The sequence below is a fragment of the Pseudolactococcus laudensis genome (assembly GCF_013449735.1).
GTDB classification, from domain to species: domain Bacteria; phylum Bacillota; class Bacilli; order Lactobacillales; family Streptococcaceae; genus Pseudolactococcus; species Pseudolactococcus laudensis.
In genome coordinates this window covers 112,422-132,406 of sequence record NZ_JACBNY010000003.1, presented here as the reverse complement: position 1 = coordinate 132,406, position 19,985 = coordinate 112,422, and the positions used below count along the sequence as shown (strand labels likewise).

Sequence of the window (19,985 nt, the reverse complement as noted above, 5' to 3'; positions counted from 1 at the left end):
GAGATTTATCGCGTTCCCCATTTTGTCGATTTTAATGTTAATAGTGCATAGAATCTAACAGGTAATAAAAGTAGCACGTGCATAAAACCATAGACAACAAAGAGTAAAAATCCAATATCTTTAGTTCTATAAATACCATACAGTGAACGGAAAATAGCAATCAGAACCAAAACAATCAGATACTGATATAAATGTCCGAAATCCTGATAAAAAATTGTTTGGCCAATCATAGCGATTAAAGACACAACCAACATAAACGGTAAGATAAATTGCATGACCAAATCATAAATCATATAAAAATGATGCTGATGTGCAAACTTAATCGTCCAGAGCATCTCACGATAGAAACTTTTATTCCATCTCACTTGCTGTTTGATATACCCACCAATTGTTTCAGGAACAAAAGTATAAACTTGACTATCACTTTGGAAAGCAACTTCATAGCCTGACTCAAGAACCAAATTTGTCAAATGACGGTCATCCCCATAGGTACAATTTTCGCCTAAGAAATATTGTGTAATGTACTTCTCTTTGACTTCCTCAATTATTTCTTTACGATAGGCTGAAAATGGTCCAGAACAACACATGACAACGTGAAAGCGGCTTTGAGCCGCTCGCTCTTGGTGAAAAGCAGACCAATAGCGATACGTAATCAGACGTGTTAAGATATTTTTATTTTTGTTTTCGACTCGAACATCACCAGTGACAGCCCCAACTTTCTTATTCGCAAAACGCTGAATTAATTTTTCAACAGCATCCTCATCATGTAGTAAGGTATCTGAATCCACTGTGACAATAATATCTCCCTTAGCAATATCAAATCCAAGTTTTTGACAGTGACGCTTGCCTCTGTTTTTCTCAGGCAATAAAATTTTAACATTTTGATTCGATTGATAAGTGTCATAGACTTTTTCAATCAATTCTTCACGATTTTTTGAGCCGTCATCCACAACAATAATCTCTATGTTAGCTATCTTTTGTGCCACAATAGAATCAATACAATTCTTCAAAATTTGTGGTACTTCGTTATAGGCAGGCACTATCACCGAAACACTAGCTTGATATTGACTATGAAAATCCTTAAATGCTTCCTTGTTCTGTTTTCTATGGTCACTATGACATAAAATAATCTGAAATACAATGTGCGAAATAGCAAGCACACCATAAACCAATAAAAATATACTTAAAAAGTTTAACATCTTCTCTCCATTAATCCAGTTGATAGACTTTATATTTTAATCTCTCACAAATACATCGTGCGTGTGCACTTTATGTGCAACGTCGCGCAGACTTTCATCCCATCGATTGGCAACTATAATCTCAGCCGCTTTTTTAAAGTCTTCTAAACTATGCACAAGTTGACTTCCCTTAAAATTTGGCACACTCAAAGTTGGTTCGTAAATAACAATTTCAACACCCTTAGATTTTAGTCTCGTCATAACATCTTGAATCGCACTATATCTAAAGTTATCGCTACCATGCTTCATCTTTAAACGATAAATACCGACTGTTTTAGGATTTTTCGCCACAATCTTATCAGCAACAAAATCTTTTCGAACATCATTTGATGCAACAATCGCTGAAATTAATCTCTCAGGGACTTGACGATAATTTTGTTTTAACTGCTTGGTATCCTTAGGCAAACAATAGCCACCATAACCAAAACTTGGGTTGTTATAGTGAGAACCGATGCGCTCATCTAATCCCATTCCTTCAATGATTTGTCTAGATTCAAGTCCATTTATCTGCGCAAAAGTATCCAATTCATTAAAATAAGCGACACGAAGGGCTAAGTAAGTATTGGCAAATAACTTGATTGCTTCCGCCTCGGTTTCACCCGTGTATAGCACAGCCACTTCCTTATCCCAGACATTTCTCAAAAATAAAGCACCTATTTCTTTTGCTGCATCAGTTGTATCACCAATGATGATCCTAGACGGATAAAGATTGTCATACAGTGCTGTTCCTTCCCTCAAAAACTCAGGACAAAAAATAATAGTTTGAACACTTGGAAATTGTTTTTTTAGGGTCGCAACATAGCCGATTGGAATCGTAGATTTGATAATGAACTTCGCATCAGCTTTGATTTGAATTGCTTTTTCAATCACCTCTTCAATAGACGATGTATTAAAATAATCTGTTGATTCATCATAGTCTGTTGGTGTTGCAATCACCAAATACTCTCCATGTAAAACCGCCTGCTCAAAATCACTAGTATAGCTCACATTAGAACGTTTCTCTTTAATAAATGACTCGATGTAATCATCTATTAAAGGCGAGCAACCTTGTTCCAATAATGTTATCTTGTGACTATCAATATCATAGCCCACCACCTCTTCATGCTGACCTAATAACAATGAATTCGCTAGACCAACATAACCTAACCCAAATACCGATATCCTCATTTTCCCATTGATTCGCAATCTTGTTTTTTTCTTTTCTATAATTAATAAAAATAAGCAGTACAGCTCATTATATGATAATATCTTTCGACAAGTTCCTTGTTTTTTAGAAGTATTAAGTCAAAAAAAGAGGAACAAATTCACAAAATAATAGATGCGATGCTAATTTCAAGATATTTTGAGGCATAAAAAAATCGTCTACCTCATAGACGACGATAGAAACTTGCTTATGTAACTTCTAGCTAATCAGATATAGCAATCAGTCGATAAATCTAATAATTTTGCGCTTAAATTATTTTCTTACTCACTTTATATCCCATAGCTATAATTAAATTATAACAGCATGAACTTTAATTGCATATGTAATTTCAGGACAATGAGCTTGTACTAACAGGACATATTCTACTTTAGTACATCAAAAGAACATCAAAAAAACCGTTGATTGCTCAACGGTTAAAGGCTTTCAGTTGTTTGGCGATGTCACGGTTTTGTTCCTTGCGTTTGATCGTCTCGCGTTTGTCATAATTTTTCTTACCTTTGGCAAGACCCATGAGGACTTTAGCAAAACCATCTTTAATGTAGACTCGTAAAGGCACAAAACTCATACCAGCTTGTGAAATTTCAGCTTCAATTTTAGCGATTTGCTTTTTATGCAATAAGAGTTTGCGACTGCGCGTCGGGTCAACATTCCAGATATTACCTTCGTCGAAAGGTGAAATGTGAACATTACTCAGCCAAACTTCGCCATTTCTCACACGTGCAAAACCATCTCTGATATTGATTCGAGCTTGTCTAACTGACTTGATTTCTGTACCAGTCAGCACAATGCCAGCCTCAAATGTTTCGGTAATCTCATAGTCATAATGCGCCTTTTTATTTTGAGCGACAACATTATCTTTGACTTTATCTTTTGCCATTTACAAACACCTCCTATTTTTTTCTAGTAGGTTTTCCGCCTTTTTTATGAAAAGGTTTCTTGTCTTTATCTTTATTTTTCTTCCAATCAGGACGTTTATCACGTGAATCACGTCCGCCACGGCTGTCTCTACTACGTTTTTCAACAGCTTCAACGACGTCTAAATCGCTGTCGACATGTTCAAAGTCGATGTCGCCAGTGATTTTATCGGCCTTTACCAATTTGACTTTAACAGGCTGTCCCATGCGGAACACTTTACCAGTACGCTCTCCTTTGAGGGTCAAATCCCGCTCGTTAAAGTTGTAGAAATCATCACCCAGCGTCGACATGTGCACCAAGCCTTCAATGGTATTAGGAAGTGACACGAAGAAACCAAAACGTGTGACAGATGAAATTGTCACGTCGTACTCAGTACCAACATAACTTTCCATGTACTCTGCTTTTTTCATGGCTTCAACGGCACGTTCAGCATCAATGGCGCGGCGTTCGCGAGACGATGTGAGCTTAGCCACTTCAGGGATGATTTCTTCGAAATGCTCGATGACTTCAGTCGTCGGATGGCTTTCAGCACGAATCAAGCGATGCACAAGTAAGTCTGGGTAACGGCGAATCGGAGAAGTGAAATGCGTATAGTATTCCGCAGCTAGACCGAAATGACCGAGGTTATCTTCATCATAACGCGCTTGTTGCATTGAGCGCAAAAGCATAGTTGAGAGTACCATTTCACCTGGTTGACCTTTAATTTTCAGCATGAAATCTTGCAAGTCTTTTGACTGCATTTTTTCAGGTGTCCCTTTCAAAGGAATACCAAATACTGATGCAAAATCAATAAAACGGGTTAATTTGTCTGCTTTTGGATGCTCATGAACACGGTAGATAAACGGCAGTTCACGTATCGCAAAGCTACGCGCTACCGTTTCATTAGCAATCAGCATGAAGGACTCAATCATCATCTCAGCTGTCCCACGTTTGCGGACTTGAATCTCGATTGGTTTACCAAGTTTGTCAACGATGATTTTCGCTTCTTGCGTTTCAAAGTCAATTGAGCCACGGCGAGCACGCATGGCAAGCAAAATCTCATGAAGTTTCGCCATTTGCTCGACTGATTCAGCAATTACAGCAAATTTATCCAAAAACTCTTGATTGCCAGCGAGCATTTCGTTGACATCAGAGTAAGTCATACGTTCCGTTGTTTTAATCACAGACTGAGAAATTTGATAGTTAACAACATGGCCGTCTGAATTAATTTCCATAACACATGACTGCGTAAAACGGTTCACACGTGGATTAAGGGAACAGATACCATTTGACAAACGTTCTGGTAGCATCGGTACAACACGGTCTGTCACGTAAGTTGATGTACCGCGGTTGAGCGCCTCACGATCAAGAGCTGACCCTTCTGTCACATAGTAGCTGACATCAGCGATATGCACACCAAGCTCAATGTTACCGTTATCTAGTGCTTTGATATGGACGGCATCGTCAAGGTCTTTAGCATCTGCACCATCAATGGTGAAGGTGATTTCATTACGGTAGTCAACTCGACCAATGATATCTTTTTCATCAATTTCATCTGGCACAGCATTAGCTTCAGCGATGACGTCTTCTGGGAATGGAGATGGAATACCAAGTGATTCCAAAACTTCTAAGACGTCAATCCCTGTATCTGTTGCTTTACCGATAATCTCAGTTACGATACCTTGGAGAACTTCTGGGAAGTCCCGGTCAGGATAGTGCGTAACATCCACACGAACAATATCACCGACTTCTGGGTGCAAGCCTTTTTTAGAGATATTCGTTCTGAATGGAATTTTCTTATTTTTATTAATAACGTAGCCTAAGAGCGAGCCGCTATTTTTCTTTTCTTCAGGGTCAAAAGCGTAAAATTCACCGACTAAACTCGTCACAGCACGAGATTTAATCGCGACAACTTTACCTTCTGCCTCGTTGCCTTTGAGTGCATTAGCTGGTGACGTAATCTTCACTTCAACAGTGTCTTCATTCATGGCAAATTTGGTGTTACCACGCTTAACAAAAACATCTGGCTCATTTTCACCAATTCTAACGAAACCAAAACCACGAGGGTTAGCTGAGAAAGTACCTTCTAGGACTTCTGCCTCTGGTTGCGGCAAGGCAAGATTGCCTGCTGCTGTTACTTCAATAGCTTTGTTTTCTTCTAATTGGGCAATTGTTTTGAGCAAATGCTTATAATCGCTCGCATTATCAGCTAAACCTAGATTGGTTGCTAACATTTTTGGCGAGATTGATTTTGATGGCATATTTGCCAAAAAATCAGTTACTTTTTTACTTAATTTCATATATTCTTTCTATTTTTTGAGTAGGACTCAGTATATTTCGTTGTGATAACACAAAAAGCTGAGAGTTTATCCCAGCCTTTTTTTAGGGTACCTGACACTTCACGACTCAACCGTTTTGACAATGGTGCAATAGATAAAGCAAGAATCGCCTCATCTGTCCTGTCTCGAAAAACGGCCTTCAAGCACAAAGTTTAGAGATTCCCGTCATTATCTGGTAGATAAAACAACTAGTGCAAAACCAACAAGCAGCCAAAGTCCAATCATCACACCAGTAAAACGTTGCATCACGGCTTCAAAGCCTCGTGCTTTACGTCGCTCAAATAGTTCATCACCACCGCCTGTAAAGGCACTTGCAGCGCTGTCTTGTTTAGAGGGTTGAATCATAATTGACACAATTAAAACTGCTGACAATATAAGTAAGACTGCAATTAAAATATCGTAAATAACTTTTATCATCTTCTCCGACTTTCTACATTCAACATTTGGTTATTTCTGTCCCAATCAGGTCGGATGACTGTCATCCTTTAAAATCCTGATGCTAGAAATAGCCATCATATAGTCATTATAACATAAAAAACATATCTTTGCTTAAAATAAAAAAAGAACCTTTCGATTCTTTTAAATTATCTCGTCATTTATATCAAGCATTATCCGTGATGTATTTGTAAACACCTTGACCAGCAAGTGCACCTTCTCCGACTGCTGTCGTGATTTGACGTAGATCTTTTTGGCGGACATCTCCCACTGCGAAGATTCCTGGTACTTTAGTTTGCATGCCTTGATCAGTTATAATCCAGCCAATCTCATCCGTAATCCCCAGATCTTTCACTGTATCTGTCATTGGATCAATACCGATATAGACAAACAGGCCACCAAATTCTTTTTCACTGATTTCACCCGTTTTAAGATTTTTAATCCGAACGCCTGTAATCTTCATGTCATTGCCTAAAACTTCTTCTACGGCTGAATCCCAGATGAATGAAATTTTTTCATTTGAATAAGCACGTTCTTGGATGATTTTTTGGGCGCGGAGTTCATCACGACGATGTAAGATCGTCACAGAGCTACCAAAACGCGTGAGAAATAGCGCTTCTTCTACGGCTGAATCTCCACCTCCAACAACCAAAATATCTTGGTTACGGAAGAAAGCACCGTCACAGACCGCACAGTAAGATACACCGCGTGCACCGTACTCTTCTTCACCAGGAACATTGAGGTGACGATGTTGCGCACCTGTCGCGATAATGACAGTTCTAGCCTCGTAAACTTCATCTTCAGTGATGACTTGTTTGACGCCTTCAGAATTGACAGTCACATTTTGGACAATGCCGTAAGCATTTTCGACACCTAATCCTTCAAGTGGTTCATACATTTTCATTGATAATTCAGGCCCCATAATCGTATCAAAGCCTGGATAATTTTCTACTTCAGCTGTATTGTTCATTTGGCCACCAGGTGCGCCACGTTCAAGTAGTAATACTTTGAGTTCACTACGAGCTGCATACATCGCTGCTGTCATCCCACCAGGACCGGCACCGATGACGATTGTATCATATAAAGTCATTTTTTCCCTCACTTTTTATTGATATTCCTTGAATAATTATTTCAGGAATATAAATGGTAATTACATTCTATATTTCTCACGTTGAATATGCAAGTATATCGTTTTATTAACCGATGAAAATATTGTACGACTTTTATAACCTACATAAGAATAATTGCCTCATGAAAAATGACCGTTAAAGGTTAGAATTAAACTCCAACTTTTAGAGATCATACGTATCCCAGATAAAACAAACATTGCTGTAATCAATCATCTAGACTTCAAAATAATCAAGATAGCCAAAACAGCAAAACTCAAGATTGGAATTGTTAAGATATCAATCAACAAGACATCAAAAATTTTATTTTGTCGAACACTTAAAGGCTTATCATAATTTCGGGAAATGGTGCCTAACATATAGAGGCCACTGAGAATTAACACAACGACAGCTGAGATCAACAAAGATTTAAGATAAATGGCTAAAATAGCTTGCATTAAAGAAAACTCCCTATTACGAGATTTTTAGTGTGGCGCGCAAGAAATTCTTTCGTTCTTGGATGTTTTGGCGCGTAAAAGACGTCTTCAGGCGTGCCAGATTCTATGATTTTCCCCTGTTCTAAAAAAATCACTTTACTCGCTACATTATAAACAAAATCCATCTCGTGACTAACGATAATCATGGTCTGACCTGATTTAGCGGCTTGAATGATTGACTCCTGCACTTCACTAACCAATTCTGGATCAAGAGCAGATGTTGGTTCATCTAAGAGTAACAACTCTGGTTTCATAGCTAGTGCTCTCGCAATCCCGACACGTTGCTTTTGACCACCTGATAAAAATTTCGGATAATAAGCCATCCGATCTGATAGACCAACCTTGATGAGTTCTTGCGCGGCTTGTTCCGCTGCAGTTGCTTTATCTAGTTTTTTGACTTGTATTAAGCCTTCCATGACATTTTCAAGTGCTGTTCGACGCTCAAATAGATTGAACTGTTGAAAGACCATGGCCGTTTTACGTCGAAGTTTAAGAATATCCTCTTTACTGATATTCGCAAAATCGAGATGCAAATCGTCAATATCAACATGACCTGAATCCGGCGCTTCTAGATAATTAATCGAGCGCAAAAAAGTCGATTTACCAGCTCCAGACGCCCCAATCAGTGCAATTACATCACCTGGCTCAATTTCTAATGACACATCATCCAAGACGACAGTGTCACCAAATTTTTTATATAGATTTGAAAGTTTGATGGTCATACGGCATCTCCTCCACCATTGTCCACAGAACCTTGTTCAAAGGGATTTCCTGTTGGGATTAAGTGGCGTTTATTTTTTTGTTTCGGTGTAATCTGTAATTTTCGCTCTAATAATCTAATCAAATTTTCAAAGACGAGGTTAATGGCCCAGTAAACGAGTGCGACGGCGAGGTAACTTTCGAAAACGCGGAAACTTGAACCACCGATGATTTTAGCTTCAGCGGTCATTTCAATGACACCTGCAACAAAGGCAAGAGATGTCCCTTTGAGTAAGCCCATGAGCGCATTCCCGAGGGGTGCAACAGCAACTGTTGCTGCTTCTGGCAATGTCACGCGTTTAAAAACTTGAAAATTAGTCATACCGAGTGATTTTGCTGCCTCAATCTGACCAACATCGACAGACTCAATCGCTGCACGTATCGTTTCAGAATTATAAGCTGCCTCATTAAAAGCAAAGGTTAAAATGACAAAAAGCATCGGCGAAATATCATTGATATTATAAGCCATGCCATAATTAAGGTTAATCGCTTTGAGAATCAAAGGAATGCCAGTATAAGTCAATAAAAGTTGCACATAAATCGGCGTCCCGCGAATAAAACTAACTGCGAGCGCACGGATTTGGTCTAAAACAGGAATTCGATTTAGCTTGATTAAGGCTAAAAGTAAGCCTAAAACAAGGCCTATCGCCATGGCAATCAAGGTGATAATAAAGGATGTTGGAACCCGACTGATGATAGGCTTAAAGGCACTAATAAAGGCATTCCAGTTAAAAATCTTGTCAAAAAACATGGTCCAGAACTCAGTAAACGTGTACTGCCCTTTGACCGTGACACTTACAATCACAATTGTTAACACAAAGACTGCCAATATCCCGAAGGCTATTTTGCTTGCTTTTTTCATGGTATATCAAAACTTTCTATACTTTTTCGGGCTGATGACGATGACACCCTTTTTTATAATTCAGATTATTTATAGGCATCAGCTGATGGCACAAAATCACCACCAAAATATTTTTCTGATAACTCTTTGAGTGTACCATTTGCCTCTAGCTTTTTCAAGACCTTGTCAACCTTAGTTTTCAATTCCTTGCCTTGTGCATCCTTGGTAAATAAGAAATACTCAAAACCATCGTGAGAATCTGTTGATTCTGAGGCGATATTAACCACCTTCAAATCGTCCAACCCCTTATCCTTGATAATTGTTTTAAGCGAAATCGCATCGTATAAAAGAAAATCTATCTTTCCAGAGTCAACATCTGCTAATCGGCTAGCTGTTGGATAGCTACCATCGACATAATTAAGTTTAACTTGTTTATCCGGATTTGCCTCATTATATTTGGATAAAATGGTGGTGTAATTTGCTGATGGAAGTACTTCTGTAGATTTCCCAGCTAAATCACCCAAGGTTTTGACTTTAACATCTGACTTCACAGCAACTGCATTATTCGATTTAGACAAGGGGGCTGAGAAGTAATACTTTTCAGCTCGTTCTTCTCGCCAACCAATATCATTAGCCGCAAACTGATAGCGACCTGAGTCTACACCTGCAATCACACTATCAAAGTCAGTCACTTCTACTTTGAGTTTATATTCTGGTAATTCTTTAAATACCGCACGCGCCACTTCAATGTCATAACCTGTCGGTTGATCATTCTCAGAAAAAGTGAAGGGTTTCGTATCTGCATCGGTTGCAACTGTAATAGTCGTAACTTTATCATTTTTTGATGTCTCAGATGTCGCAGTTGATGACGATTTCCCACAAGCTGCAAGGGCAACTGCTGCACTTAAAATTAAACCTGACACGATTATTTTTTTATATTTTTTCATCAAAAAAATCCCCTTTTTTCTATTCATTAAGATATTTTTATTTTATCATACTTCATTTGTCTGCATCATCATGAAAGATTATGGCCGCCATAAAAAAAATAAAACCCCGGAGGATTTTATTTCTTATCTTAGCATTTTGGCTAAATTTTCTGCTCTCTCAACTTGCCAATTAGCATGCCTAGACTCAGCAATGCAATGACGAACAATAGTTGAATACCAAAGCCTTTATAAAGTGCCATTTTTTGCGAGGCATTGAAAGTCGTCTGATAACCAATGAGTTCATTCGTCACTTCATACCAATAAACCGGTAAAAATTGCGTTATTTTTTAATAGCAGGACTTAAAACAGATAGTGGGACAAACACCCCACAGAGAAACCCCATCCCCAAGGTAAGAACATTGGTGACGCTTGAGATGATATTGACCCTTTGGATAAGTTTACTCATCAAGAATGAAAGTGCCAACGAAACCAAGATCATCAAACCGACATTGAGCAAATAATAGGGGAGGTTAGGGTCTGCCAAAAATGCCTTGGCACTTAAAATAATCGGTAGTGCAACCCCACAAGTCAACCAGAGACCAGTACCGATGACTGCTGCACCTAGCATGAGCTGTAAATTCATAGACCGATAAGAAACTGGAGCGCAAAGCATTCTTCTTTTCTTATCTGGTTCCGCATAGATGATTAAGATGATGCCGAGCGAATAGCTGGTCATAGAAATCAAAATATAAGGCAGATATTGGAAAAGATAATTATGATAGGGCATTTCGCCACCACTTTTATTTTGGGCAATCAGCGTGACTCTGGACTTTTGGCTGTCATAGCGCTGAACTTTTTGAACGGCTTGCGCCACAGTATCACCACTTTCATGAATGACTTTAACACTTCTTAGAAATTGGTCTACTTGACTAGTCACATAGGTACTATCAAATCCTGGTTTATTTATCAGGGTTAAGGGTGTTTGCTTGTCAAAATAGTCTTTTTCAAAGCCTTTCGGAATTTTGATGACACTGTAAACATTACTATAATAGAGATTTTCTTGAATCATATCAGGAGTACTGATAGTCAAATCATTTTTAACACTTTGTGTTTTTTCAAGATAGTTCACCAGATTTTTAGAAAGTTCACTCTGATCTTTATCCTCTATCGCAATGCGTGTGCTCATGCTTTTGAAGGTAGATGTTGATTGATTATCCCCCATTGATAATTGGGTCATAACAGCTATAGCTATGAAAATAACAAGATAGAGACTAACAGATTTGGCATCTCGTTTGAGTAAAAGTAGAAATCCTTTAAATACTGTCATAACGCTCCCTCCTTAATAGACTAAAAGCTAAGGCAATACAGACGACACTCATTATCGCCAAGATCCACATATCTCTAGCATAGCGAGCTGGATTATCATAGACACTCAAACAATAAAAGGCATCAGCCAAAAGTGCGGCAGGATTAATACGATTGAGTAGAGGGAAGTACTCTTCGACAATAATCCCCATATTTTCAAACATCAAACCCGCAAAAAATGACGGTACCAAAGTCAAAGCAACGGTCAATCCCATTTTTAGATTTCTTGAGGCGTGATTAGAGGCACCTAATACGATACCTAAGGAAACACCAATCACACAGCCCATCAGTACCGTCACAATAATTCCTAACATATTATCGCCTAAACTAATGCCAAATCCTTTCGTAATATAAAGCGTTAATAGCAAGACACTGATAAAATCAACCGTCAAAATCGTCATGAAATCAACTAAAATTAAAGTAAGTTTTGGCGTTGGCGAAATACTTCTTCTTGCACCCAAGGCTGAAAGATTGGCTTGAGTTTCAAAGCTATTGTTCACGCCTAAAAAGATACCTGATAAACAAGCGTAAGCAATTAGTGCAAAAAAGTATTGCATAAAGCTCGACGTTGTTTTACCATTAGGCGCCACAGCTTTAACAGCTGGTTTCAAATCAGACATTGCAGCAATGGCTGCTGGGAGGTTTTCAGGATGTGCTTTAGCAATATCGGAAATCATGGCGACATTTTTATTGTAGCTGTCCAAAACAACCTTTAAAATACTGGTACTCAAGCTAGATTTTGTCACCGTCAGACTTAAATCTTGTCCAAGATAAAATAAACCGCTAATTTTGCCATCCTCTAATTTTTCCTTGGCTACTTTTTCTGTTGGATAAGACTTAATCGTAATCAATTTTTCTTTTTGCATCTCAGTTAGGAAAGCTTTTTGTGTTTCGGTCTGAGCTGACTGATTGCTTACAACCATGGCAATCGGAATTTCGGTTGCAACTTCTTCATTCTTAGCTAAATTCCCAAAAGCCATGAAGAAAAAAGTACCTAAAATCATCGGAAAAGCAATCGTCCAAAAAAGAATTGTCCGTTCTCCCAAAGTTTGTTTTAAGCGATAGATCAATAAATGTCTCATGCTTGTTCCTCCCTCCTACGCTTTATTTTTACTTGTTTCATATCTATTTCATCTCTCATTATCATACACCAGTCATCAATCCCGAAGTTGCTTTCCAGTAATTTCTAAAAAGACATCATTTAAGGTTGGCAATTCCGACAAAACGCGACCAAATGCAATCTCTTGTGCCTGTAAATGTGCAAGAATTCGCACCAAATTGTGCTGGGAACCCGTGCAGCGAATCATTAAAGTTCGTCCCTGATAACTCAAATCTAAGACATGCGGTAAGCTATGAATTGCTGCTAAATCAGATTCTTCTAAAACAATATCGTCTATGCTAATCGTTTCACCGACCTTAAGTAAGCTCTTCAACTCTTCACTTGAGCCTTCAGCAATCACACGACCATGGTCAATAATGGCAATCCTTGTGCAGATTTGTTCCACCTCTTCCATATAGTGAGAAGTATAAATCACCGTTGTCCCTTGACGATTCAACTCTTGAATACCTTCTAAAATATTGTTGCGACTTTGAGGATCGACAGCTACCGTCGGCTCATCTAAAATAATGAGTTTGGGTTTATGCGCAATACCACAAGCAATATTCAAGCGACGTAATAAGCCGCCTGATAATTTTTTAGGAAACATTTTGACATAATCTGACAGTCCAACAAACTCAATCGCCTCTTGAACCATTTTTTGACGTCTTGTCTTATCTTTCACATACAAGCCACAAAAATAGTCAATATTTTCATAAACTGTCATCTGCTCAAAAACAGCGACATTCTGCATGACAATCCCAATCTCTTGTTTTATGTCATAACTGTCAACACGCATCGGTTTTTCAAAAATAGTGATGTCGCCCTTATCATATTTCAGCAAGGCTAACAAACAGTTAATCGCAGTCGTTTTGCCCGATCCATTGGGGCCAAGCAAGCCGAATATCTCACCTTCTTTGATAGCCAAATTTAAGTGGTCAAGCGCTAAAACATCACCGTATCGTTTTACTAAATTTTCAATATGAATCATGAGAATTACCTCCTAAAAAATCATTTATTTATACTTTTATTATAACTAATCATCCAAGGCAAAGTAAGTGTTAGATGTCAGTAAATTAAGTGACAAATGTCATCACCTATTGCATCATCTTAGAAATCACTAGATTTTAGAACAAATACAGTGTAAAATGGAGTAACCAATAAAAACTCAAAATTAATTAAGAATGGAGAATAGACATGCGACGTGTAAACGACCAGGTCATCTTGATGATTTACAGTCTAGCTTTGGCTTGTACAATTAAAGTAGATACTTCGCTTGTCATTGCGCTGCTTATTGCCATCATATACCTTGCTTTAATGACACTAACAGAAACAACTGATTTATGGCGACATTTGATTTTCACTGGTCTATTTCTCGCTTTTTCCTTCTTCTGTCCACTATGTCTACTTTTTTTACCACTTATCATCTATCATTTAATATCACGACAAAATAAATTGTTACTTGTTATCAGTTTGCTGCTGATGATGTATTTGGTCTACCATAGCGCTATCTTACCACTTTTTCCAATAGGTACTTTCCTAGCTACTGGTCTAATCTTAGCAGCCTATGCTGCTGAAAAAACACGCCAAATAGACACGCTGACAAATAGTCTTCAAAAAACGCGAGATGATAGTACTGAACTCACGCTTTTATTACAGGATAAAAACCGTACCTTGAGAGACAAACAAGACTATGAGATTTATGCCGCAACCCTAAAAGAACGGAATCGTATCGCACGTGAGATTCATGATAATGTCGGTCATCTATTATCTCGCGCCATTTTAATTACGGGTGCGATGAGGATGACAAATCACATTAGCAATCTCCGTGAGCCTTTTGATAGCCTTGATAGTTCCCTAGGGGAGGCGATGGACAGTATCCGAAAAAGTGTCCATGATTTGCACGATGATGCTGTAGACCTTGAAAAAACACTTGAAGAGCTTATCACAAATTTTACTTTTTGTTCCGTCGATTTTTCATATCACATGGCAAAAACCATCCCACGTGATGTTAAATATAATGTCATTGCCATTGTCAAAGAGGCACTCAATAATACCATCAAACATAGTGATGCCACGCTTGTTCGATTAACCGTCTCTGAATCTGAGGCACTCTACCAGGTCATCATTGAAGATAATGGAACAAGGCTCTCACCTGATATGCCTACTAACCCACTTAATAGCGACACACCTGGTATCGGCTTGATAAATATGGCTGAGCGCGTAAAAAAATTAAAAGGCAGCATCACTTTTTACAGCCAAAATGGCTTTAGAATCTATATCAAAATACCCAAACATTAACAGAATTTAAGATTGAATACAAATAAATACAGAAAGAAGTACCCTATATGCGTGTCTTAATCGTGGATGATGATGCCCTCATCACTAGCGCTTTAAAAATGATTTTAGAAGTCGACAAAATTGACGTTGTAGGCGTTGGCCACGATGGCAGCGAGGCAATTCAACTCTTTGAAACACTCAAACCGGATATCTTACTCATGGATATTCGAATGACAGAAATGACCGGATTAGATGCTGCAAAAACGATTCTATCTCAATACCCAGATGCTAAAATCTTACTTTTGATCACTTTCTCAGACGACGAGTATATTATTCAGGCACTCAAATACGGTGTTAAAGGCTATCTTATCAAACAGGATTATAGCAGCATCGTCCCCGCCTTAAATGCTGTCAGCAAATCTCAAACCGTCTTTGGTACAGAAATAATTGCTAAAATACCAGGACTTCTACACACAAAACAGCCTGACCCACAAGCGAAATTTAATTATGAAGATTACAGTCTGACTGCCAAAGAATATCAATTAATCGGCCTCGTCGCAGATGGACTCAGTAATAAGGAAATCTCGGTTCAAATGTTCCTAAGTGAAGGCACAATTCGCAACTATTTAAGTACCATCCTTGACAAATTAAATTTGCGTGACCGCACACAATTAGCTATATTTTATCTGACGACTAAAAATGGTAGCTGAATCTAGAAAAAAGACAAGCAAAAAACAGATAACAATAAACGTTACCTGTTTTTTTGATACCTTCAAGCTTATTTCACTTCTTCAAACGTGAAACCGCTCCAAGGTTTGATATAGTCGAGCAAGAACAATTCATCATCAGAAATACGACCGACAACATTGATTTGACCTTGATTTGGCATATCTTTAAGCGCAATTTGTGTTTCACCCTTGTATTGGCCAAATTCGACATTGCCAATCAAGATATCACCACGTTTAATATCCCTCGTATCATGTGCTGGGAATTCTTTGTCTTTATGCCACACACGTGTCATGGTTGAGCGTAAGATATATTCACTTCGGTCACCACGATAACTATGCTCGCTCTCAAACAGGACGATACGTTCATTGTCTGTAATTGATGCACTTGGTACAATTTTCAAAGCAGGTTCAGCAGCAAAGAAAGCCTCGCTCATTGCTTTGATTTCTGCTTCACTTGCGTAAGCATTTGCTATTGTAATATCATTGATACCACCCAATAACTTCATATGCTTAACTTGTGTCGCAATATCCAAATCACGGTGACGTTCAAGACTGACAAGACCATCGCTGAAAGGCCAAGGACCAAATGTCGCATCATGTGAATTAACAAACGCCATGGTATTTAAGTTATATTGATTAAATTTCTTGGTGCAATAAATAAAGTGGTCCAAAGCCAAACCAGAATAACGCATTGGATAGAAATTATGGCTACCCAATAGAAGTTCAGGGTTTGGTGAATAGCTCATAATATTATCCACATAGTTAGTCCCTTGACTCATGTTGATTTCAACCTTGATACCATAAGGATTACGTGTCATTTTCGCTTCTTCAGCGCCCGTAAAACCAAGGTCTAAACGGATACCATCAGCTCCCATATCATTGAAAAATGATAAGTCATCGTATGACACACCAAGCTGTTCAAAAAGCGCAGGGTTAATGTCCACCATCACTTCCATGCCAAGTGAATTGGCATAGTCAACAGGCTTTTTAAAAACTGCAAGAACTTCATCCTTATCACCATTGATTTCGAGTAGGCTTGTAAAGACGCGCTTAAAACCATATTGATGCGCTAAATCAAGATAAGCTTTATCCTTTTCAAATGTGCTGCGTTCTGGATAAATAGAAATGCCAAGTTTTCTCATGTGTTTCCTCCATTAGGCGCCTAGCGCCATTGCTTATTAAATCTCATAAAATATGTTTTAAAACTTTTTCAATCTAAAATGAAAACGTTTTATAGTGTCATTATAACAAAAAAATTGGTCTATGCCAATTTTTTTAAAGTATAAACGATTGATTTAACCAAAGGTTATATTCAAAATGTTGTATTTTTCTGGTTGACCTACCTTAACCAAAATACCTGAAGAGGAAAAATCCAGTAACAATAAAAACAAGCATCCAAAGAATTGAAATAATTGTACCAAGTTTGGCAAATCGATGGCCTTTCAAATCATGCGCATCAATATGTTCAAAAGCAGTCAAGCTAAAAATCAGTCCTGGCAGGGCTGTGATTGGAATAATCGCCAAAATAAGACCAGCGACAGCGGCCTTACTAATAGGTTGATTTTGAATAGGTTTCGAATTTCTCATATTAGATTAATTCTACCAAAATTTACGACAAATGACAACATTGCACATCACTTTTCTTATAATCTACCACCCTATATTTTTTCAAAAGATGGTACAATAAACGTATGTTAGCATTTATCAAGAAAAATAAATTAGCGCTACTCATCAGTTTCCTTATCCCCCTCCTTGCAATCGGTATCAATTTTGCCCTCCTTGGTATTTATTGGGGAAGTGATAAGACAGTTTTAGCAGGCGATGCTTACCACCAGTACGTTGCCTTTCATGCCCTATTTTCAGATATTTTACATCACGGTTCAGGTTTCTTTTACACCTTCACCAGTGGCCTAGGACTTAATTTTTTAAGTTTTTCATCCTACTATCTAGGCAGTCTACTCATGCCACTGACCTATTTTTTTAACGCATCAAATATGCCTGATGGCCTCTATCTGCTAACCCTACTTAAATTCGGGTTGATCGGCTTATCTGGCTTTGTCGCTTTCAAAAATATGTATCGCTCCCTATCAAATTGGCTCATTATCAGCTTATCAAGTGCCTACGCCCTCATGAGCTTCATCGTCAATCAGTCCGAAATCATCATGTGGCTCGATGCCTTCATCTGGATGCCCCTCATCATCTGCGGCCTCCACAGCATGATGGCGAACGGCAAACGGCGACTATATTACATCAGTCTAACCCTACTTTTCATTCAAAACTACTATTTTGGTTTTATGATGGCACTCTTTCTCATCGGCTATTTCTTAGTCAGACTTAGCTTTGACAGCTGGTCTCTCCGTAAATGCCTTGATTTCGCCATCACTTCACTCCTAGCAGGCTGCACCAGCCTCATCATGATTCTACCTATGTATCTGGATCTAAAAGCTAACGGTGAATGTTTTACCAAAATCACAGAACTATTTACAGAAAAATCCTGGTATTTTGATGTCTTCGCTAAAAACTTTGTTGCAAGCTATGACACCACCCAGTACGGCGCCGTACCAACAATCTACATCGGTCTGCTCCCACTCCTTCTCGCAAGCCTACTCTTTGTCACCAAATCTATCCGTCTGCGTACAAAGTTTGCCTATACTGCTCTACTCGGCTTCATCATCGCCTCATTCTATCTGCGCCCACTTGATCTCTTTTGGCAAGGCATGCACACACCGAATATGTTCCTCCATCGTTACAGTTTTGTCTTTAGCCTCTTAATCATTCTCATGGCTGCTGAGACACTTACACGACTATCGGAAATTCGACTACGTTGGCTTGGATTCACTATCTTTGTTTTAACAACAGGCTTTACTGCAACAGTCCTCAGCCGACATTATAGCTATGTGAAAAACCTTAATATCTCCTTAACCTTATTATTCGCCCTAGCTTATCTCATTATCCTCATTGCTGATAGAAAAAAATGGCTCCTGCCAAATGCCTTTCCAATTTTAATTAGTGTTTTTATGATTTTCGAACTAGGCATTAATGGCTATTATCAGCTCAATGGCGTCTCTGAGGAATGGCACTACGCCTCTCGTACTTCTTATGATGAGCAAACTAAGAAAATTCTTCCAGCAGCAAAAGAGATTGCATCCGATACTGACTTTTATCGGATGGATAAAACCAAGCCAGATACAGCTAATGATGGTATGAAATACGGCTATAAATCTCTGGGACAGTTCTCTTCTGTAAGAAACCGTAAGTCCTCAGCCACACTCAATCTACTCGGTTTTCAATCAACAGGTACCAATCTCAATCTTCGCTATCCCTTAAATACCTTGCTGATGGATTCGATTTTCAATATCCGTTATAATCTCAATACAAGTCAACCCGATAAATATGGTTTTAACCTCGCTCATGCAGATGTTCCCAATCTGACCCAGAACTCTTATGCCTTACCACCAGCTATTTTTGTTGAAAAGGGCTATAAAGATGTCAAATTATCAGATAAAAATATCCTTGAGAATCAGACCAAGTTTGTTAATCAATTAGCAGGAACTGATACCACATTTTTTAAACAATTTTATGTGGATAGAGAATCAACAACAGGTACGATTACTGGAGGTAAAGGTCGCGTAACGCTGACAAAAAAAGGGAGTGATGACATCACCCTCTCCTATACGGTAACAGCACCAGCAGGTGGTCAAGCCTATCTTAAATTATCTGATGTGACTTATCAAAATTCCGATGCTGAATATGTCAAAGTCAACATCAATGGTCGCATCTTTTATATCAATACCAACGATACAGGCGCCTTTATCAATCTTGGTTATTTCGAACAGGAGACATCCGTCAATATCACACTAACTTTCCCAGAAAATCGTTATGTTAATTTTGACACAACAGAATTCTGGACCATGCCTATCAGCACTTATACATCAACCATACATAAGCTCAAAACGAATCAAGTCACGGCAAAAGCCATTAAGAATGGTCTGGTAACCACTGTCACTGCCAATACCAACGGTGATTTATTTCTGACACTACCTTTTGACAAGGGATGGTCTGCCACAATAGATGACAAGCCAGTTAAAATCAAGCAAGCTCAAACTGGTTTCATGACCGTTCCGGTAACTAAGGGAATGCATACAGTCAAGCTTAAGTTTGTCCCACAAGGACTTAAACTTGGTGCTCTCTGCTTTGTTCTCGCTTTGATTAGCTTCATCTTTTATAACCGTTATAACAAAAAACACATCCGTCAATAAAAACTTGACTGATGTGTT

Annotated in this window: 19 protein-coding genes; 3 read left to right on the top strand and 16 right to left on the bottom strand. The window is 38.5% G+C overall.

Features of this window, described 5'->3' with window-relative positions; genetic code table 11:
* Nucleotides 1–5 precede the first annotated feature (5 nt).
* From HZR21_RS03305 to HZR21_RS03240, 14 genes are all read right to left on the bottom strand, one after another.
* Nucleotides 6–1,199 carry a glycosyltransferase gene (locus tag HZR21_RS03305; protein ID WP_180746367.1) on the bottom strand — a complete coding sequence of 398 codons (1,194 nt, stop codon included), beginning with the start codon at nucleotides 1,197–1,199 and terminating at the stop codon, nucleotides 6–8.
* Nucleotides 1,200–1,235: 36 nt separating this feature from the next.
* Nucleotides 1,236–2,405: a nucleotide sugar dehydrogenase gene (locus tag HZR21_RS03300; RefSeq protein ID WP_180746365.1), complete on the bottom strand. Its 1,170-nt coding sequence runs from the start codon at nucleotides 2,403–2,405 to the stop codon at nucleotides 1,236–1,238.
* A 443-nt stretch (nucleotides 2,406–2,848) separates the two neighbouring features.
* Entirely contained in the window at nucleotides 2,849–3,319 is a 471-nt protein-coding gene (gene smpB, locus HZR21_RS03295; RefSeq protein WP_061774454.1) for an SsrA-binding protein SmpB, read from the bottom strand.
* A 13-nt stretch (nucleotides 3,320–3,332) separates the two neighbouring features.
* Nucleotides 3,333–5,636, bottom strand: coding sequence for a ribonuclease R (gene rnr, locus HZR21_RS03290; RefSeq protein WP_180746363.1), 2,304 nt, complete (start codon nucleotides 5,634–5,636; stop codon nucleotides 3,333–3,335).
* Nucleotides 5,637–5,843: 207 nt separating this feature from the next.
* Entirely contained in the window at nucleotides 5,844–6,080 is a 237-nt protein-coding gene (gene secG, locus HZR21_RS03285; protein WP_031365773.1) for a preprotein translocase subunit SecG, read from the bottom strand.
* 196 nt (nucleotides 6,081–6,276) lie between these two features.
* Nucleotides 6,277–7,200 carry a thioredoxin-disulfide reductase gene (gene trxB, locus HZR21_RS03280; protein WP_040526150.1) on the bottom strand — a complete coding sequence of 308 codons (924 nt, stop codon included), beginning with the start codon at nucleotides 7,198–7,200 and terminating at the stop codon, nucleotides 6,277–6,279.
* A gap of 249 nt (nucleotides 7,201–7,449) precedes the next feature.
* Complete coding sequence (locus HZR21_RS03275; RefSeq protein WP_003139600.1) at nucleotides 7,450–7,674, bottom strand: DUF4059 family protein; 225 nt, start codon at nucleotides 7,672–7,674, stop codon at nucleotides 7,450–7,452.
* Nucleotides 7,674–8,435, bottom strand: a complete 762-nt coding sequence (locus HZR21_RS03270; RefSeq protein WP_180746361.1) for an amino acid ABC transporter ATP-binding protein — start codon at nucleotides 8,433–8,435, stop codon at nucleotides 7,674–7,676. The genes HZR21_RS03275 and HZR21_RS03270 overlap by 1 nt, the downstream gene beginning before the upstream one ends.
* Complete coding sequence (locus tag HZR21_RS03265; protein ID WP_180746359.1) at nucleotides 8,432–9,334, bottom strand: amino acid ABC transporter permease; 903 nt, start codon at nucleotides 9,332–9,334, stop codon at nucleotides 8,432–8,434. Before HZR21_RS03265 ends, HZR21_RS03270 begins: the two co-directional genes overlap by 4 nt.
* Nucleotides 9,335–9,399: 65 nt before the next feature.
* Nucleotides 9,400–10,260 carry a transporter substrate-binding domain-containing protein gene (locus HZR21_RS03260; protein ID WP_180746356.1) on the bottom strand — a complete coding sequence of 287 codons (861 nt, stop codon included), beginning with the start codon at nucleotides 10,258–10,260 and terminating at the stop codon, nucleotides 9,400–9,402.
* A 140-nt stretch (nucleotides 10,261–10,400) separates the two neighbouring features.
* Nucleotides 10,401–10,550 (bottom strand): hypothetical protein, encoded by a 150-nt coding sequence (locus tag HZR21_RS03255; protein WP_180746354.1) that lies wholly within the window; start codon nucleotides 10,548–10,550, stop codon nucleotides 10,401–10,403.
* Nucleotides 10,551–10,579: 29 nt separating this feature from the next.
* Complete coding sequence (locus tag HZR21_RS03250; protein ID WP_180746352.1) at nucleotides 10,580–11,566, bottom strand: ABC transporter permease; 987 nt, start codon at nucleotides 11,564–11,566, stop codon at nucleotides 10,580–10,582.
* Complete coding sequence (locus tag HZR21_RS03245) at nucleotides 11,553–12,686, bottom strand: ABC transporter permease (RefSeq protein WP_180746350.1); 1,134 nt, start codon at nucleotides 12,684–12,686, stop codon at nucleotides 11,553–11,555. The genes HZR21_RS03250 and HZR21_RS03245 overlap by 14 nt, the downstream gene beginning before the upstream one ends.
* 75 nt (nucleotides 12,687–12,761) lie before the next feature.
* Nucleotides 12,762–13,691 carry an ABC transporter ATP-binding protein gene (locus HZR21_RS03240; protein WP_180746348.1) on the bottom strand — a complete coding sequence of 310 codons (930 nt, stop codon included), beginning with the start codon at nucleotides 13,689–13,691 and terminating at the stop codon, nucleotides 12,762–12,764.
* Between the two features lie 206 nt (nucleotides 13,692–13,897).
* On the opposite strand from HZR21_RS03240, the gene HZR21_RS03235 reads away from it, so the two are divergent.
* Both HZR21_RS03235 and HZR21_RS03230 read left to right on the top strand, forming a co-directional pair.
* Nucleotides 13,898–15,001: a sensor histidine kinase gene (locus HZR21_RS03235; protein WP_180746346.1), complete on the top strand. Its 1,104-nt coding sequence runs from the start codon at nucleotides 13,898–13,900 to the stop codon at nucleotides 14,999–15,001.
* Between the two features lie 47 nt (nucleotides 15,002–15,048).
* Nucleotides 15,049–15,690, top strand: coding sequence for a response regulator transcription factor (locus HZR21_RS03230; RefSeq protein WP_180746344.1), 642 nt, complete (start codon nucleotides 15,049–15,051; stop codon nucleotides 15,688–15,690).
* A 68-nt stretch (nucleotides 15,691–15,758) separates the two neighbouring features.
* On the opposite strand, the gene HZR21_RS03225 is transcribed toward HZR21_RS03230, so the two are convergent.
* Nucleotides 15,759–16,850: a DUF871 domain-containing protein gene (locus HZR21_RS03225; protein ID WP_180746342.1), complete on the bottom strand. Its 1,092-nt coding sequence runs from the start codon at nucleotides 16,848–16,850 to the stop codon at nucleotides 15,759–15,761.
* 202 nt (nucleotides 16,851–17,052) lie between these two features.
* The gene (locus HZR21_RS03220) at nucleotides 17,053–17,295 is read right to left on the bottom strand and encodes a hypothetical protein (RefSeq protein ID WP_180746340.1); all 243 of its coding nucleotides are present in this window, start codon (nucleotides 17,293–17,295) and stop codon (nucleotides 17,053–17,055) included.
* A 104-nt stretch (nucleotides 17,296–17,399) separates the two neighbouring features.
* On the opposite strand from HZR21_RS03220, the gene HZR21_RS03215 reads away from it, so the two are divergent.
* Nucleotides 17,400–19,967 carry a YfhO family protein gene (locus HZR21_RS03215; RefSeq protein ID WP_180746338.1) on the top strand — a complete coding sequence of 856 codons (2,568 nt, stop codon included), beginning with the start codon at nucleotides 17,400–17,402 and terminating at the stop codon, nucleotides 19,965–19,967.
* The last annotated feature ends 18 nt before the right edge of the window (nucleotides 19,968–19,985 follow it).

Excerpts from the sequence above, each read along its gene's own strand:
- HZR21_RS03300 (WP_180746365.1), bottom strand. The coding sequence starts at position 2,405 with ATGAGGATATCGGTATTTGGGTTAGGTTATGTTGGTCTAGCGAATTCA.
- rnr (WP_180746363.1), bottom strand. The coding sequence starts at position 5,636 with ATGAAATTAAGTAAAAAAGTAACTGATTTTTTGGCAAATATGCCATCA.
- HZR21_RS03305 (WP_180746367.1), bottom strand. The coding sequence starts at position 1,199 with ATGTTAAACTTTTTAAGTATATTTTTATTGGTTTATGGTGTGCTTGCT.
- HZR21_RS03250 (WP_180746352.1), bottom strand. The coding sequence starts at position 11,566 with ATGACAGTATTTAAAGGATTTCTACTTTTACTCAAACGAGATGCCAAA.
- trxB (WP_040526150.1), bottom strand. The coding sequence starts at position 7,200 with ATGACTTTATATGATACAATCGTCATCGGTGCCGGTCCTGGTGGGATG.
- HZR21_RS03270 (WP_180746361.1), bottom strand. The coding sequence starts at position 8,435 with ATGACCATCAAACTTTCAAATCTATATAAAAAATTTGGTGACACTGTC.
- HZR21_RS03265 (WP_180746359.1), bottom strand. The coding sequence starts at position 9,334 with ATGAAAAAAGCAAGCAAAATAGCCTTCGGGATATTGGCAGTCTTTGTG.
- smpB (WP_061774454.1), bottom strand. The coding sequence starts at position 3,319 with ATGGCAAAAGATAAAGTCAAAGATAATGTTGTCGCTCAAAATAAAAAG.
- HZR21_RS03235 (WP_180746346.1), top strand. The coding sequence starts at position 13,898 with ATGCGACGTGTAAACGACCAGGTCATCTTGATGATTTACAGTCTAGCT.
- HZR21_RS03230 (WP_180746344.1), top strand. The coding sequence starts at position 15,049 with ATGCGTGTCTTAATCGTGGATGATGATGCCCTCATCACTAGCGCTTTA.
- HZR21_RS03225 (WP_180746342.1), bottom strand. The coding sequence starts at position 16,850 with ATGAGAAAACTTGGCATTTCTATTTATCCAGAACGCAGCACATTTGAA.
- HZR21_RS03220 (WP_180746340.1), bottom strand. The coding sequence starts at position 17,295 with ATGAGAAATTCGAAACCTATTCAAAATCAACCTATTAGTAAGGCCGCT.
- HZR21_RS03215 (WP_180746338.1), top strand. The coding sequence starts at position 17,400 with ATGTTAGCATTTATCAAGAAAAATAAATTAGCGCTACTCATCAGTTTC.
- HZR21_RS03245 (WP_180746350.1), bottom strand. The coding sequence starts at position 12,686 with ATGAGACATTTATTGATCTATCGCTTAAAACAAACTTTGGGAGAACGG.
- HZR21_RS03275 (WP_003139600.1), bottom strand. The coding sequence starts at position 7,674 with ATGCAAGCTATTTTAGCCATTTATCTTAAATCTTTGTTGATCTCAGCT.
- HZR21_RS03240 (WP_180746348.1), bottom strand. The coding sequence starts at position 13,691 with ATGATTCATATTGAAAATTTAGTAAAACGATACGGTGATGTTTTAGCG.
- HZR21_RS03260 (WP_180746356.1), bottom strand. The coding sequence starts at position 10,260 with ATGAAAAAATATAAAAAAATAATCGTGTCAGGTTTAATTTTAAGTGCA.